Genomic DNA, 14,299 nt, shown 5'->3' with positions numbered 1-14,299 from the left:
CCGAGCATGGCCCGGCTCTACAGCAGGGTTGCTGCCGCCAGCCCCGCTACCGGCAACGCCCACGCCAACGGCGCAATCCAGCGCGGCCGGTAAGGGTACAGCCCGAACGCCAGCAGCAAGCCGGCGAGTGTCATCGCCCCCAGCCACCACACCGGCCCCAGCGCCCAGCCACCGCGCCACACACACAGCGCGAACGCAGCTGTCAGCAGACTCCAGCCCAACCAGCGCCACAGCCGCATGCGCGAAACGCTGGCGCCATCTTTGCCATGCAGCTCCAGCTGGTGCTTCTCCATCGCCAACGACAAGGCGGCGAACGCAGCAAACGACAAACCCAGGGCAAGCAGCATCATGCGCTTGCCTCCGCTGCGACTGCGGCCTGTTGCCGGCGCTTCTTCTCGGCAGCGCTCAACGGTGGTTGCCAGTGCTGCATGCGCCAGCCGCAGTAGGCCAGCATCGCGCCGAAGGCGATCATGCACAGGTCGAAGCTGGCCAATACCCAGTCACTGGCGGCAATGCTCGCGCCAAGATGCGCATTCGTGGTCAAGGCGTTGAGCAGGGGGATCAGCGCGAACAAGGCTGCGCCGACATACAGCTGCCAGGCCCACATCATCCGCTTGGGCCAGATGAAAGCCGCCAGCAGGGCAGCGCCCCAGGCCCAGAAGAACACATTGGCCTCTGCCGCCGAACGCTCTGCCAGTTGCACAGGCAGCAGGCGGTTGCCCCAGAAGTAAGCGGCGAAGGCGATCGGCAGTCCGGCGACGGCACCAATGTTCAAGGCATCGACCAGGCGCAGGCCGAAACCGGTCTTGCCGGACTTGGCATGCTTGGGCCGCTCCTTCACTGCCCACAGCACCACGCCGCTGGCTACCATCAGGCAGCCGATCAAGCCGGACAGGAAGAACAGCGCACGCAGTCCCCAGTCCGCGAAGCGCGCCAGGTGCAGGCCGTACATCACGCCACGTGTCTGCGTTGCACCACCGGCGCCGGGGCTGGCTTCCAGCAACTGGCCGCTGACTGCGTCATAGCGCAGCGACGGCGTGTCTATGGACAGGCGCTTGCCATCGCGCTGCTGGATGTCGACAACGGCATTGGCAGCGCCGGGGCGGTACACGGTGAAGCCAGCGATATCTGCGCCGTTCCACTGTTTGCGTGCGCTGTCCATCAATTGCTGGATCGGCACGGGCACCGCCGTGCCTTGCGCCGGTGATTCGACTTCGGCCATGCGCGCGAAGGCTTCACTGAAGAACGCGTCCTCGTCGTTCGGATAGGCCGATTTCACCCCCCACGGCAGGTACAGGAACATCAAGGTGACGATGCCGGTGTAGGTGATCATCGCGTGATACGGCAGCGCCATCACCGCGCTGACGTTGTGGAAATCCAACCACGAACGCAGGCCTTTCTGCGGGCGGAAGGTGAAGAAGTCCTTGAATATCTTCTTGTGGGTGATGACGCCGGTAATGATCGCCACCAGCATGAACATCGCGCAGAAACCCACGATGTAGCGAGCCCAGATCACCGGTATGTAATGCAGGTCGAAGTGCAGGCGGTAGAAGAAGTCGCCGCCGCGGGTTTCACGCGCGGTGACTTCATTGCCGGTATTGGGGTCGACGGTGGCATCACCGAAGCGGCCGCCGCCGCGTCGCCGACGCTTCTCGCCCTCGACTGGCGGTTTTACCATCGACTCCGGGTTGCGCCAGAACATGCGCATTGCCGGGTTGCGGGTATCGGGGAGGGTGACGCTCCAGCTCTCGGCCTGCGGCGCCTTGTGCTGCAGGAAGCTGAGTGCGCGGCCAGCGGCATCGTCGGCACTGACCGTGCTGCGCGGCAGCTCAGGCCGCATCCAGCGGCTGATTTCCTCGCGATAGTAGCTGGCCGTGCCGGCCATGAAGATCAGCAGCAGCAACCAACCGACCAGCAAGCCGGTCCATGTATGCAGCCACGCCATCGATTGGCGGAATCCGTTCTTCATGCGGTAGCTCCCAACCACTGGGTACCCAGCCACAACAGCGCGGTCGGGACCAGGATGCCGACCCACGCGCGTAGCGCGCTACGGGTAGCGAATGCCCACAATGCGGCGCACGCACACAGCACGATGGCGACCAGCATCCCGGTCAGCACGGCCTGGCTGCGGGGGATGGGCAAGGCCACGGCGAAGAACATCGAAGAAGTGGCGGCCAGCGCGTAGCCGCCGACGATGGCGGCAAGCGAGCGCGACAACACGCCCAACCAGGGGCGCGCGAGGAAACTGCCAAAACGGGTGTACCAGGGGCTGGCGAGAGGCGTGCTGTCCACGGGAACCTGCATAGTCGGATCAATACGGACGCCACCGGCAAAGCCGGTGGCGAGGGATAAGTCGGCCGTCCCTGGCCGCCACTGCCTGGCAGTGGTTCCCTGGAGAAATCAGAGCTTCCAGCGCAAGGTCAGCAGCACATTGCGCGGCTCACCCCAGTACACGCCGTTGTAGAAGCCCACGTTGCTGAAGTACTCCTTGTCCAGCAGGTTGTTGACGTTGAGCTGGGCGCTGAAGTTCTCGTTGAAGCGGTAGCCCGCAGACAGGTTCAGCAGGTAGAACGACTCCTGGGTGATGCGCGCGCTTACGGTTGCGCCACTGGTCAGGTAGTCGGCCGCAGGCTTGCTGCTGTTGCGCCAGATCTCGCTCTGCCAGGTGGCACCGCCGCCAAGCCAGAAGCGGCCTTCGGCACCGCCCGGGCGCCAGCTGGTGTTGAGGCGGAAGGTGTCCACCGGAGTGGTGGTGTTCTGGCGTACGCCTTCCTGGCTGTAGCTGGTGGTATGGGCGAAACCGGCCGACAGGTTCCAGTGCTCGCCCAGGCTGCCCTGTGCTTCCACTTCCCAACCCTTGACCTTGTTGCCCTTGCCGGTGGAGCGGTAAGCGGTGGCGCCACCCGGCAGCGAATTCGGCGGGACGCTGTCGTCTTCCTCGGCGACGTTGTCCTTGACGCCCTTGAACATGGCAGCCGAGGTGTTGAGCAGGCCGTCGAAGAACTCCGCCTTGAAGCCGGCTTCCCACATGTCGCCGACCACAGGCTCCAGGTAGTTGTTGTTCTTGTCGCGGTATTCCTGTGGCTGGAAGATGTCGGTATAGCTGGCGTAGGCGCTGAAGTACCTGTTGATGTCGTAGATCAGGCCGAAGTACGGGGTAAACGTGTTCTCCGGCTTGTAGCCGCCGCGAGCGGTGCCAGTGCGGTTGCCGGCGGTGTCGTAGGTGTAGCGCCAGCTCTTGGTTTCCCAGGTGCTGTAACGGGCACCGGCGACGGCCAGCAGCGGATCGGCCAGCTGCAGGCGGGCGGCGACATAGGCGGCACGCTGCTTCAATTCGCTTTCCGAACCCAGGTAGCCGTTCCGCACGATCGGCAGTTCGGGAATGTTCCCGGTCCAGTTACGCCAGTCCGGCACCTGCGCGTAGTCACTGGAATAGGCGGGGATGGTGATGGATGGGTTCTCGCCCTTGCGCAGGGACTCGCCCAGCCCGAACACCAGTTCGTGCTCGCGGCCGAACAGTTTGAAGTTGCCGCCGACGTTCACGTCGAACACATCCATCGTGCTCTGTTCAGCGAAATGCGACAGGTAGGCGGTGACGCCGGTGCCATCCGGTCGTGGGAAACCGTTGGCGCCGTACCAGACGCTGCCATCGGTCTCACGATCGGCGTGGGTGAAGCTGCCCTTCAATGCCCAGCCGGCGCCGAGCTGCTGCTCGATGCGGGCAAAGCTGGTCTTCTCGACGATGGGCCACTGGCTCCACGAGGCTGACATGTTGGTCGAGCGCGGCAGGTTGGCTGGCTTGCCATCCACACCCCAGTAAGGCACCACGCCCCAGGTCACGCCGGAGGTCTCTGGTGACTGGTACTCATAGCCGAGCTCTAGCAGGGTGCTGTCGGTGACGTCCGCCTGGATGATGCCGTAGAAGACGTTCTTGTCGAGTTTGTAGACATCGCGGAACGAGTCGCTCTGCTGCTTGGCGGCGACCGCGCGGGCGCGGATGCGGCCGTCCCAGGCCACCGGGCCGCCGATGTCGAACTCCATACGCTGGTTGCCCCAGCGACCGAGCGTGAGGTTGGCGCCCATCTGCACGGTGTCGGTGGGGCGCTTGCGCACGAAGCTGATGGTGCCGGACGGATCGCCTGCGCCGGTGGTCAGGCCGGTGGCACCACGGACCACTTCGATGCGCTCATAGATTACGTTGTCGGTATTGGTCTTGATCGACCCACCAAACGTGTTGAGCATGCCATCGACCTGGAAATTGGTGATGTTGTAGCCGCGCGAGACATAGTTGATGCGTTCGCTGTCGGTGACCGAGACATGCACGCCGGTGACCTGGCCCATCACGTCGGACAGCGAGAACAGGCCCATGTCGTCCAGGCGCTGGCGGGTGATGACGGTGACCGACTGCGGGGTCTGGCGCAGCGACAGGTCCAGCTTGGTCGCGGTCTTTGCGTGCTTGACGGTATAGGAGTTGGATAGCTCGCCTTCGGCGACAACCTTCACTGCATCCAGTGTGGTTGCGCTTTCGGCCGGCGCTTCGGCACGCGCAGAGGCGGGATTGCCAGCGAGAGCCACGGCCAGGGCGGTCGATAGCAGTGAAAGCGAAAGCGGAGTGGTTGCACGGGGGCGATGCATCGGCGTTTCCTGAGTGGCGAAAATGGTGCGGCCAACAGGGGAGTGCCCACGGCTACGCCACACGACTGGCGTGTGAGGTGCCGGAAAGGTTTCCCGCGTGCTGCCCGCATGTGCTGCGCGTCGGCCCATTGGGGTCGCGCGGCTTGGTATCTATCGGGGGTACACGGGGCTTGGCGGTGGATGCGGTGCATCGCTGCCGCGAGGGGCTGGGCGTACGGCCTAGTTCGTAACGATAACCATTCTTATTTATGAGGGCAAGCTAAATTGTCTTTTGAAACTGTTGAACTTTCTGCAGCGCGATGTTGACGCGCAGGAAAGTGATCTCTCGACGCTTCGATGGATCGCGTTGTGCGTCGTGGCAAGTGCCCAAAAAAAACGGCCTTGGATTGCTTGTGGGAGCGGCGTAAGCCGCGATGCCCACGAACCGTCCAATCACCGGTTCGATTGCAATCCGTAGAAGTGGTTGGAATGCACGGATTGCAGGACATGTATCGTCCGGATGGGATCTCAGCTTCGCGGCTTACGCCGCTCCCACAAGCATTCTGCGGTTCTTGTAGGAGCGGCGTCAGCCGCGAAGCTCACGAGCCGTCAAATCACCGCTTCGATTGCGATCCGCAAAAGCGCTTGGCTTGTGCAGATTGCAGAACCTACATCGGCCTCATGGAGTGCGAGCTTCGCGGCTTACGCCGCTCCTACAAGCGTTGCCCGCCCCATTGTGGCTGGATCAGAACTTCAGCCAGCCGGTCAGTGCATGCAGCAACAGGCCGATCAAGCCGCCAACGAGGGTGCCGTTGTAGCGGATGTATTGCAGGTCGCGGCCGACGCTCAGTTCCAACTGTTCGACCAGCTTCTTTTCATCCCATGCCTTCACGGTCTGGGCGATATGGCTGGTGACGCCGCTGCGCAGGCGATTGGTCAGCTTCTCTGCACCTGCCAGCATGTGCTGGTTCAGCGCGTCGCGCAGGGCCGGATCGTTGCCGATGCTGCTGCCCAGTTTGCCAAGGCTGCGTTCAAGGTGGCCGGCGAGCACCGAATCTTCGCGTGACAGGTCCGTGCGCAGGTAGTCATGCACGCGCTGCCACAAGCCCTGCACATATTCCTGCACCGCGGGGTGGTCGATCACCTGTTGCTTCAGTGCGTCCACTTTCGCAGCCAAGGCCGGATCGTCGCGCAGGCGGCGGATGTAATCGGCGATCCATGCAGCGTAGTCCTGCCGCAGTGGATGCTCCGGTTGCGACAGGATCGCCTGCAGCTCTTCCAGGCCGGCGCGCGCCAGTCTGTCGGCCAGTGAATCGCCAATCTCGTCGATGGGTTTGACCCAGTCCACGGTGCTGGCCAGTTTTGGCCATTCCTTGCGGATGTAGCGCACGATCAAGGCCGAGGCTTGCTGCCGCACCTTGTCGTTGTCCAGCCAATGGGCGATGCGGGTCAGTCCTTCATCGAGCACGCGCTGGTGGCGGTTGTCGGCAGTCAGCAGGCCAAGCAGCTCGCCGGCGGTTCCCGCAGCGTTCCATTGCCGCAGCTGTGCCACCACGAAGCCCTGGATGGAGCGGCGCACGGCAGCTTCATCGAGCAGGTCCAATGCCTGCACCGCCCAGCCGCGTGCCATGCCAGCCAGCATCCTGGCCTGCGCCGGTTGTGCCAGCCATTCGCCCAGGCGGGTGGCCGGGTCGAATACCTTCAGCTTGGCCAGCAGCGCTTCCGGCTCCAGGAAGTGATCGCGGACGAAGACCGCCAGGCTGTCGGCGATGCGTTCCTTGTTGCGCGGAATGATGGCCGTATGCGGGATCGGCAGGTTCAACGGCCGCCGGAACAAGGCCACCACCGCAAACCAGTCCGCCAGAGCGCCCACCGTGGCCGCCTCACAGAACGCGCCAACCCAGGCCCAGATGCCGCGCTCGCCGTTGATGTGGCTGACGATGAAACCGGCCAGCATCGCCAGCAGCATCGCCACGGCGTACAGCTTCAGTCGTCGCAGTTGCGCACGGCGCGGATCGTCCTGGGGGCTCACGGCTTACTCGCTGTCCCTGGCGCTTACCGCCCGGCGGAAGCAGTGGTTGCCGGCAGGGTGTGCCCATTCGCTGGCACGTTGGGGGCCGTCCGCGGTGCTGCTGTCGAACTGCGCGCACAGCTCGTAATGGGTGGCGTCCAAGGTGCGGTAACGGTAGTCGGGCCCACCGGCAGGATCCTTGTAGGTCAGGATCATGCCGGGCTGCGCGACCAGGGCGAGGATGTTGGGCGGCAGTGCATCGTTCTCGCGCCAGTAATTGGTTGCTGCGATTTCCAGCGTGCGCAGATGCGATATGCGTGCATCGTCCAGGCGCTTGAGCCGCTGTTGCGACGGTGAATCGATGACCCAGACACCGGCTGCAATTGCGGCTGCAGTGACGATGCCGGTCGCCCAGAGTACGCGGGTGCCCCAAGCCGTGCGGCTCATGCCTCGACCTCCTCTTGGCGCAGGTCCCACAGGTAATAGCCGAACACGGTGCCGGCGATGACCCCGACCACCAGTACCTTGAGCAGGAAGCGCAGGCTAAGGTCGCCGCTGAGCAGGTTGTATACCAGTGCGGTGAGGTCGCCGATCAACACGGTGGCGGCGACGAACAGGGTCAGATAGGTCAGCCAGCGGCGCACCGGCGACAGCCGTTTGATTGGATGCTTGTCCACATCGCGGCTGACGCGGTGGGCGGCGAACACGAATACCGGGAAGGCGATGACCAGCGCCGAGATCGCCCAGCGAATGCCGCCACTCAGTCGCATGAGTTGCCAATCGGGATCGGCCGGGTCGGGCAGGGCGTACTGGATCAGCTGGAACAGCAGGCTGCCCAGGTTCCAGGCAAAGAAGTACAAGGTGCTGAACAGCACCAGATAGGCGAAGGCTTCGCGTGCCGACAGCGAGGCGCGTGGGCGCGGCACCGGCAGCGGGAAATCCACATCGGCCCAGCCATCGAGGACGCCGCTGATCTGCTGTTCATTCCAGCCGGCGGCCAGCAATGCGCTGCTGACCTGCTGGCGGCTATGCCCGCGCATCAAGGCGTCGCGGACAAAAACTTCAAGTTCGGGGGAGGCCGAGGCCATCACATGCTCCTTGCAGGGATGACCGCAGCCTAGGCGGCCGGCTCAGTGCAATCAAGCGTCGATGGGCTCTTCTGCCTGGGCGGCCAGCATGCGTGCGCGCAGGGCGTCCAGCTCCATGCGCAGGGCCTGGTTCTCGGCGGTGAGCGAAGCCACGCGCTGGCGCAGGGCCTGCACTTCGGCGCTGTCGACGTTACCGTCCAGGCCATCGGCTTCGGCCATGCTCAGCGGCTGTGCGTCGTCATCGGCATCCTCGCGTGCAGCCTTGGGCTTGCGCTTGGCATCGCGCACGCGCTTGGCGGCCTGCTTCAGTTCGTCCTTGCCGCCACGCGCCGCTGCGCGCTGCTCGTCCTCGGGTAGGCTGGCCACGGTCGCCGCGGCGCTGAGTGAGATCGCGCCCACGCGCATCGCCTCGATCACCTCGGCGGTGGCGTGGTCGTGGATCTTCTCGATCATCGTCACCTGGCTGGGGCTCAGCTTGGCTTCGCGGGCCAGGTCGGCCTTGGACAGCTTGGGTGCCGGGTCCCACGGCGGGCTGTCGTTGTCGGTGGTGCTGGGCGCAGCCTCACCTTCGCTCTCGCGGCGCAGCTGTTCCTGCTCGCTGCGGCGGCGGGCTTCCAGGATGTCGCGCTTGCGCAGGGCGAGCACGCCGCGTTGGTAGTCGGAGACGCTGCGACGGCCGAGGTGCTGCTCGATCATCCACAGATGAACGTCGTCCATCGACTTGAAGCGGGTGTTCTGCACGGTGTTGAACGGAATGCCGTGCCTGGAACAGATGCCATAGCGGTTGTGGCCGTCGATCAGCACGTCGCCCCACAGCACCAGTGCGTCGCGGCAACCCTCGGCCAGCAGACTGCGCTCCAGCGCGTCGTGCTCGTCCTGCGTGAGCGGATCGATATAGGCCTTGAGTTCTTCGTTGACGATGATGTCCATGAGCGGTGCCAGAAACGTGGAGCGGCATTGTGAAGCCAGCACGGGCCTGGGCCAACCCTTGTAATTGCGGAAAATAACAGGTCCGTGTCGGCGCCCTACGGTGGCCGGCGTACCATGGCGTCCGGTAGCAACGCCTTCGTCACCGGGAAGAACCACATGAACAGTCCCCAGATCCGTGAGCAGTGGCAGACGCTCGCCGACAGTCTGTCACTGCGCACCCGCGCGTTCATAAATGGCCAGTACGTAGATGCCGCATCAGGGGCAACGTTTGACTGCGTCAGCCCGATTGACGGGCGTGTGCTGGGGCAGATTGCTGATGGCGGCCAGATCGACATCGATCATGCCGTAGCGGCGGCGCGCCGCAGTTTCACTGCCGGGCGTTGGGCCGGGTTGAAGCCGGCCAAGCGCAAGCAGGTATTGCTGAAGCTGGCAGCCTTGGTGGAGGCGCACGCCGATGAACTGGCCTTGCTGGAAACACTGGATATGGGCAAGCCGGTGGCGCAGGCGAGGCGGGTCGATATCGGTGGTGTGGTCCGCTGCATCCAGTGGACGGCGGAGGCGGTGGACAAGCTCTACGGCGAAGTAGCACCGACCGGCGCGAACGAGTTGGGCTTGATCACCCGCGAGCCGCTGGGCGTGATCGGCGCCATCGTGCCGTGGAACTTCCCGCTGCTGATGGCGGCATGGAAGATTGCCCCGGCACTGGCGGCCGGCAATTCGGTGGTGCTCAAACCTTCCGAGAAGTCTCCCTTGAGCGCCTTGCGCTTCGCCGAGTTGGTGAGCGAAGCCGGCGTTCCGGATGGTGTGTTCAACGTGGTTCCCGGCAGTGGCAAGGGCGCCGGCGAGCCGCTGGCACTGCATATGGATGTGGATGGGCTGGTGTTCACCGGCTCCACCGCGGTGGGCAAGCGGCTGCTGCAATGTGCAGGGCTGTCGAACATGAAGCGCGCCTACATGGAATGCGGTGGCAAGAGCCCGAACATCGTGTTTGCCGATGCGCATGATCTGGACAAGGCAGCTGAGGCGGCGGCGAGCGCGATCTTCTACAACCAGGGCGAAGTGTGTACGGCAGGTTCGCGTCTGCTGGTGGAGCGTTCGATCAAGGACGCGTTTGTCGCCAAGGTGATCGAGCATGGCCGGCATATGCAGCCCGCGCATCCGTTCGAGCCGAAGGCGGCAATGGGAGCGATGGTGGACGAAACGCAGACCCAGCGCGTGCTTGGCTACGTGGAGAAAGGCAGCGCGGAAGGCGCGCGGCTATTGCTGGGTGGCAAGCGTGCGGATGTCGTTGCCGGCGGGTGCTACATCGAGCCGACGGTGTTTGATGAAGTCAGTCCGCAACAAAGCATCGCCCGCGAGGAGATATTCGGCCCGGTGCTGTCGGTGATCGCATTCGATGGCGAGCAACACGCCTTGCAGTTGGCCAATGACACCGAGTACGGCCTGGCCGCCGGTGTGTGGACGCGCGACATTTCGCGAGCGCATCGTGTTGCACGTGGCCTGCGAGCGGGCAGCGTATGGGTGAACTATTGGGATGGCGGCGACATGACCGCGCCGTTTGGTGGGTACAAGCAATCGGGCAATGGCCGCGACAAGTCCTTGCACGCCTTCGACAAGTACACCGAGATGAAGGCGACCTGGATCAATCTGGAAGGCTGACGCTGCATCCCCTTGGCTGCGCCAAAGGGGAGGGGCAGTGCATGCAGCCTTGCTCCCTCCCTTTGGCGTAAGCCAAGGGGAGGGTTGGGGAGGGGTTGGCTGTTGAGCTTCGGTTGTTGCGTTTGAAGTCTTGCAAGCAACAGCAAACGCTACCTCCTCCCAACCTCCCCCTTGGCTGCGCCAAAGGGGAGGGGCGGTACGTGCAGCCTTGCTCCCTCCTTTTGGCGTACGCCAAGGGGAGGGCTGGGGAGAGGTTGGCTGTTGAGCTTCGGTTGTTGCGTTTGAAGCCTTGCAAGCAACAGCAGAGCTACCCCCTCCCAACCTCCTCCTTGGCTACGCCAAAGGGGAGGGGCGGTGCATGCAGCTCTGCTCGCTCCCGCTGGCGCAGCCAAGGGGAGGCCGTTTGTTACTCCTTCTCCTGTGCGACCACTGCGCCAGTTGCCGGATCCAGACGTACCTCGACTTTCTCGCCGGTGGCGGTCCTGCCCTTTGCCTTCCACATGCCGTCATCCAGCTTCACATCGCTCACGCCGGTATAGCCTGCGCTGGAAAGCTGCGCGCGGATATCCGCTTCGCCCAACTGCGACACGGCCTTGTCCGGGTAAACAGTGCCGTTGCGTGGATCAAGCTTCACGTCGACCTTCTTGCCATCGGCACTGCTCGCGTCCGCTTCCCACATGCCGTCCTCGAACTTGATGTCCTTGATGTCGGTATAGCCCTGCGACTCCAGGTGCGCGCGCACCTGTGGCGCAGTCAGTGCGTCCTGGGCCTGAGCGATGCCACTGCCGGCCAATGTCAGTGCGGCTGCAATCAAAGCGGTACGTAGCGGTCGATTGTTCATTGGTCTGCTCCTTCGGGGTTCATCGCGCTTCTGGCGCGGGATCAACCCTAACCTCGCCAACCTGTATCAATCCGTGAATCGTCGCGGATTCAACGCACGGCAATCGGATGCGGTTAATCGATGTGCACGGGAACGCAAGAAAGTGTTTTCAGAACGTTCATTCCCTTGGCAGAGGATGCCTGGGTCAGTGCGCAACAACAGGCAGCGGTAGTGCCGAGCCATGCTCGGCAAGGGGCCTCGCCCAAGGGCTGGCCGCGTGCAGGTTTGTGGGAGCGACGTCAGTCGCGAAGCCGATGCAGCATCTGATCGCAGAGGTGCCTATCTCTGATGTGATGCATGCTTCGCGGCTTACGCCGCTCCCACAAGGACTCACCCTGGTTTGTAGTCAGGCGTGTTGAGACGCTCCATCAGGCCTCAGTCATCGCCGCGTTTGCGCAGTTGGCCCGCAAAACGATCCAGCCACTGCGCGAAGCCCTGCAGTACCGCGCCGCCCTTGTCCTTGAGTCCGGCCAGCTCGGCTTCCAGGCGTTCGCGGCGGGTGGATTCGCCCTCGTTGCTGGGCAGCGGTGGCAGGATGTGGGCGAAGTAGGTGTCGCCAAGGAATTTGTGCAGCAAGCGTTCGCCGATGAAGGGTTCGCCGTTGTTCAATGCACGCGCGCCCTTGAGCAGGTTGCGGATGTCGTACTGCGTGGGGCTGAGGTCGGGTACCTGCTTGGGCAGGTCGAGCAGGCTGTAGACCGCGATGCGCGCGGTGCGTACCGAGCTTTCCATGGTGAACACCACGTCGTTTGCGGTCTCCACGAACTGGCCAACCAGCGCCAGGTTGGTGTTGCCGGCCGGGACCACCTGCGGGCGATCACCCGCCGCGCGCGGCATGAACTGGGCGGTGATGTACGGCATCAGCGCCAGTCGTACCTTGGTGTGCGGGATGATGGCGTCGAGCTGATCGGCAATGCCAAGGTGGTGACAGAGCTCGGCCACGATCTCGCGCCCATTGCACTCGGGCATGGTTTTCTTGACGAAGTTGCCGGGCTGGTCCATCAGCAGTGCGTACACCCACATCACCACCGTGTCCTTGGGTTGGCCGGGAAAATGCGGTTGACGGTTGATGGTGACGCTCAATACCCAGTTCGAATCGGTGAAGGTGATGATGCCACCGGTGGCGGTGCGGCCTGATGTCGGGTCGTTGACCGAGAGCTCGCGCAGCTTGTCGACCAGCGGCGATGGCTTGCAGGTGAGGGTGGCCGACTCCCACATGGAGCGGTCGATGTCACCACAGAATTTGTCGGGCTTGCCGAATACTGACGAGTGTTTGGCAAGGTTTCGCCACAGGCCCCAGCTGCTGCCTTCGGCCGGGCCGCCGTGGCGCTTCTTCAGTACCGGCACGGTGTCCAGATCGCCGTAGGCGGTGTCCTCGGTCATCGAGCCCGTCAAGGCGATCACCAGATCACGTGCATCGACGGTGAGTCGACCTTCGCCGTTGCTGTCACGCGTATGCAGGGCGGTGACGGTGCGCTGTTCGCCCTGTACATCGAAGTCCATGTCCAGCACCTGGGTGCCGAGCTTTACCTGCACACCTTTCTCGCGCAGTAGCTTGATCAGCGGGGTGACGAAGGTGTCGTATTGGTTGAACTTGGGAAACACCAGCGTGGACATGTCGCCAAAGCCGTCGATGGCATCAAGGAAACGATGCATGTAGAGCTTCATTTCCAGCAGGCTGTGCCAGTTCTCGAAAGCAAACATCGAGCGGAACAGGAACCAGAAATTGCTGGCAAGGAAGCCTTCGCTGAAATGATCTTCGATGGTCAGGTCATCGAGCTGGTCCTTGCGCTTGAGCAGCAGGCTGACCACTTCCCATTGCTGCTTGCGGTTCAGTCCGAAGCGCGTGAAGTCGGGCAGCACCTGTCCCTGCTTGTGCATCAATCTTGACTTGGACCAGTTCGGGTCGGCGTCGTTGGCCAGCCGGTATTCGTCGAGCACGCTGAAGCCTTCCGGCAGCTCCAGTGCCGGTACGTCCTGGAACATGTCCCAGAGATTGTCGTAGTTCCAGTTCATCTCGCGGCCGCCGCGCACGATGTAGCCGTCCTCGGGGTTGCCGGCGCCATCCAGTGAGCCGCCCTCGATGCCGGCGCCTTCGATGATGGTGATGTTCTCGCCCGGCATATGGCCGTCGCGGATCAGGTAGAAGGCCGCCGCCATGCCGGCGATTCCTCCGCCGACGATCCAGGCCTTGCGCGTCTGGATGCCCTCGGTGGGCAATGGTTTGAAGCGCTGGTAGTTGCCGACCATGTCCGGCGGCGGCAACGTGTTGAGTGGCGTGTTGTGCCAGTAGCGGGCGGTGGCGTCGGCTTCGTGCTCGAAGCGTGGGCTGGATTCAGTCATGAGGTTCTCCAAGCGGTGGGGGAGTGCACAACGAACCTTCCGAGCCTAAACAGCGTTTGGCTCGGATGGGTTACAGATCCGTAAATCCTGGGCAATACCGGCTGTGATCGTGCGTGAGCAAAAGTGGTGATCTCAGTGGCGGCAGTGGGCGCTTTCCTGCAGCAGCGCGCTGCGCAGGGCGTCGCGGTCGCGCTCGTTCACCGCGTTCTGGAAGTAGTTCACGTCACTCCGGCTGAGGCTGCAGGGGTCTATTTCGTAGCCTGGCGGCCAGAAACCGAGATAGCTGGCCACGCCCTGGATCATCTGCCGTGGGCTCATCTGCGGCTTCAGGCGGAAGTAGCGCGGCCTGTGCTGGAAGGCTGGGTCTTCGTTGAGGCGCCGGAATGCCTGCGGGGCGAAGGTATCGGCGGTCACCGCGGTGCCGCCAACGGCAGCATCGGAGATAGCCAGGTTCAAGGGCTGTTGGGCCGGCGCAGCGGATTGCGGCGCTAATGCCTGCTGTTGCTGGCTGGGCGAACGCCGGGAGCGCGAGCTGGTCGCCGGCGTGCTGTTCGACGCCACGGACGCGGCAGGCTGGGCTGCGACGGGCGGGAGCGGAGGGCGTGCCAACCAGCGCAGGCTGATGCGCACTTCATCATCTGGCCGGGCCAGCGGCTCTGCTTGCAGCAGCCAGAAAGCGATGCTGCCGTGGACGGCAATCACCACGATCACCGCGCTCAGGTGGGGCAGGGGGTGCCGGATACGTCTGGAAGTTGTCGACATCGGCGATGCGTC

The 14,299-nt window shown here is 63.6% G+C and carries 12 protein-coding genes; 1 reads left to right on the top strand and 11 read right to left on the bottom strand.

The window, feature by feature from the left end; all coding sequences use genetic code 11:
• Positions 1 to 17: 17 nt before the first annotated feature.
• The 8 genes from ACVOLI_RS09910 to ACVOLI_RS09875 form a co-directional block, all read right to left on the bottom strand.
• Positions 18 to 350 carry a DUF3325 domain-containing protein gene (locus ACVOLI_RS09910; RefSeq protein WP_481534474.1) on the bottom strand — a complete coding sequence of 111 codons (333 nt, stop codon included), beginning with the start codon at positions 348 to 350 and terminating at the stop codon, positions 18 to 20.
• A complete protein-coding gene (locus ACVOLI_RS09905) occupies positions 347 to 1,969 on the bottom strand; it encodes a PepSY-associated TM helix domain-containing protein (RefSeq protein ID WP_481534473.1) in 1,623 nt (540 codons plus the stop codon). The genes ACVOLI_RS09910 and ACVOLI_RS09905 overlap by 4 nt, the downstream gene beginning before the upstream one ends.
• On the bottom strand, positions 1,966 to 2,292 hold the full coding sequence (locus ACVOLI_RS09900; protein ID WP_481534472.1) for a DUF3649 domain-containing protein: 327 nt from the start codon (positions 2,290 to 2,292) through the stop codon (positions 1,966 to 1,968). Before ACVOLI_RS09900 ends, ACVOLI_RS09905 begins: the two co-directional genes overlap by 4 nt.
• 108 nt (positions 2,293 to 2,400) lie before the next feature.
• Positions 2,401 to 4,635 carry a TonB-dependent siderophore receptor gene (locus tag ACVOLI_RS09895; protein WP_481534471.1) on the bottom strand — a complete coding sequence of 745 codons (2,235 nt, stop codon included), beginning with the start codon at positions 4,633 to 4,635 and terminating at the stop codon, positions 2,401 to 2,403.
• A gap of 724 nt (positions 4,636 to 5,359) precedes the next feature.
• Positions 5,360 to 6,646, bottom strand: a complete 1,287-nt coding sequence (locus tag ACVOLI_RS09890) for a DUF445 domain-containing protein (RefSeq protein WP_481534470.1) — start codon at positions 6,644 to 6,646, stop codon at positions 5,360 to 5,362.
• A 3-nt stretch (positions 6,647 to 6,649) separates the two neighbouring features.
• Positions 6,650 to 7,072 carry a hypothetical protein gene (locus tag ACVOLI_RS09885; protein ID WP_481534469.1) on the bottom strand — a complete coding sequence of 141 codons (423 nt, stop codon included), beginning with the start codon at positions 7,070 to 7,072 and terminating at the stop codon, positions 6,650 to 6,652.
• Complete coding sequence (locus ACVOLI_RS09880) at positions 7,069 to 7,713, bottom strand: DUF5671 domain-containing protein (RefSeq protein WP_481534468.1); 645 nt, start codon at positions 7,711 to 7,713, stop codon at positions 7,069 to 7,071. Before ACVOLI_RS09880 ends, ACVOLI_RS09885 begins: the two co-directional genes overlap by 4 nt.
• Before the next feature lie 51 nt (positions 7,714 to 7,764).
• Positions 7,765 to 8,643 (bottom strand): ParB N-terminal domain-containing protein, encoded by an 879-nt coding sequence (locus tag ACVOLI_RS09875; RefSeq protein ID WP_481534467.1) that lies wholly within the window; start codon positions 8,641 to 8,643, stop codon positions 7,765 to 7,767.
• Between the two features lie 156 nt (positions 8,644 to 8,799).
• Between ACVOLI_RS09875 and ACVOLI_RS09870 the strand changes: the two genes are divergently transcribed.
• A complete protein-coding gene (locus tag ACVOLI_RS09870) occupies positions 8,800 to 10,302 on the top strand; it encodes an aldehyde dehydrogenase (protein WP_481534466.1) in 1,503 nt (500 codons plus the stop codon).
• A 406-nt stretch (positions 10,303 to 10,708) separates the two neighbouring features.
• Here the strand turns inward: ACVOLI_RS09870 and ACVOLI_RS09865 are convergent, their stop codons facing one another.
• From ACVOLI_RS09865 to ACVOLI_RS09855, 3 genes are all read right to left on the bottom strand, one after another.
• Positions 10,709 to 11,143, bottom strand: coding sequence for a PepSY domain-containing protein (locus ACVOLI_RS09865; protein WP_481534465.1), 435 nt, complete (start codon positions 11,141 to 11,143; stop codon positions 10,709 to 10,711).
• Positions 11,144 to 11,557: 414 nt separating this feature from the next.
• Positions 11,558 to 13,525: an oleate hydratase gene (locus ACVOLI_RS09860; RefSeq protein ID WP_481534464.1), complete on the bottom strand. Its 1,968-nt coding sequence runs from the start codon at positions 13,523 to 13,525 to the stop codon at positions 11,558 to 11,560.
• A 132-nt stretch (positions 13,526 to 13,657) separates the two neighbouring features.
• The gene (locus ACVOLI_RS09855) at positions 13,658 to 14,287 is read right to left on the bottom strand and encodes a hypothetical protein (protein ID WP_481534463.1); all 630 of its coding nucleotides are present in this window, start codon (positions 14,285 to 14,287) and stop codon (positions 13,658 to 13,660) included.
• Positions 14,288 to 14,299 lie beyond the last annotated feature (12 nt).

This window comes from Stenotrophomonas sp. STEN029 (assembly GCF_056760015.1).
The sequence above is the reverse complement of the archived record's forward strand: the minus strand, read 5'-3'. Positions and strand labels throughout refer to the sequence as shown.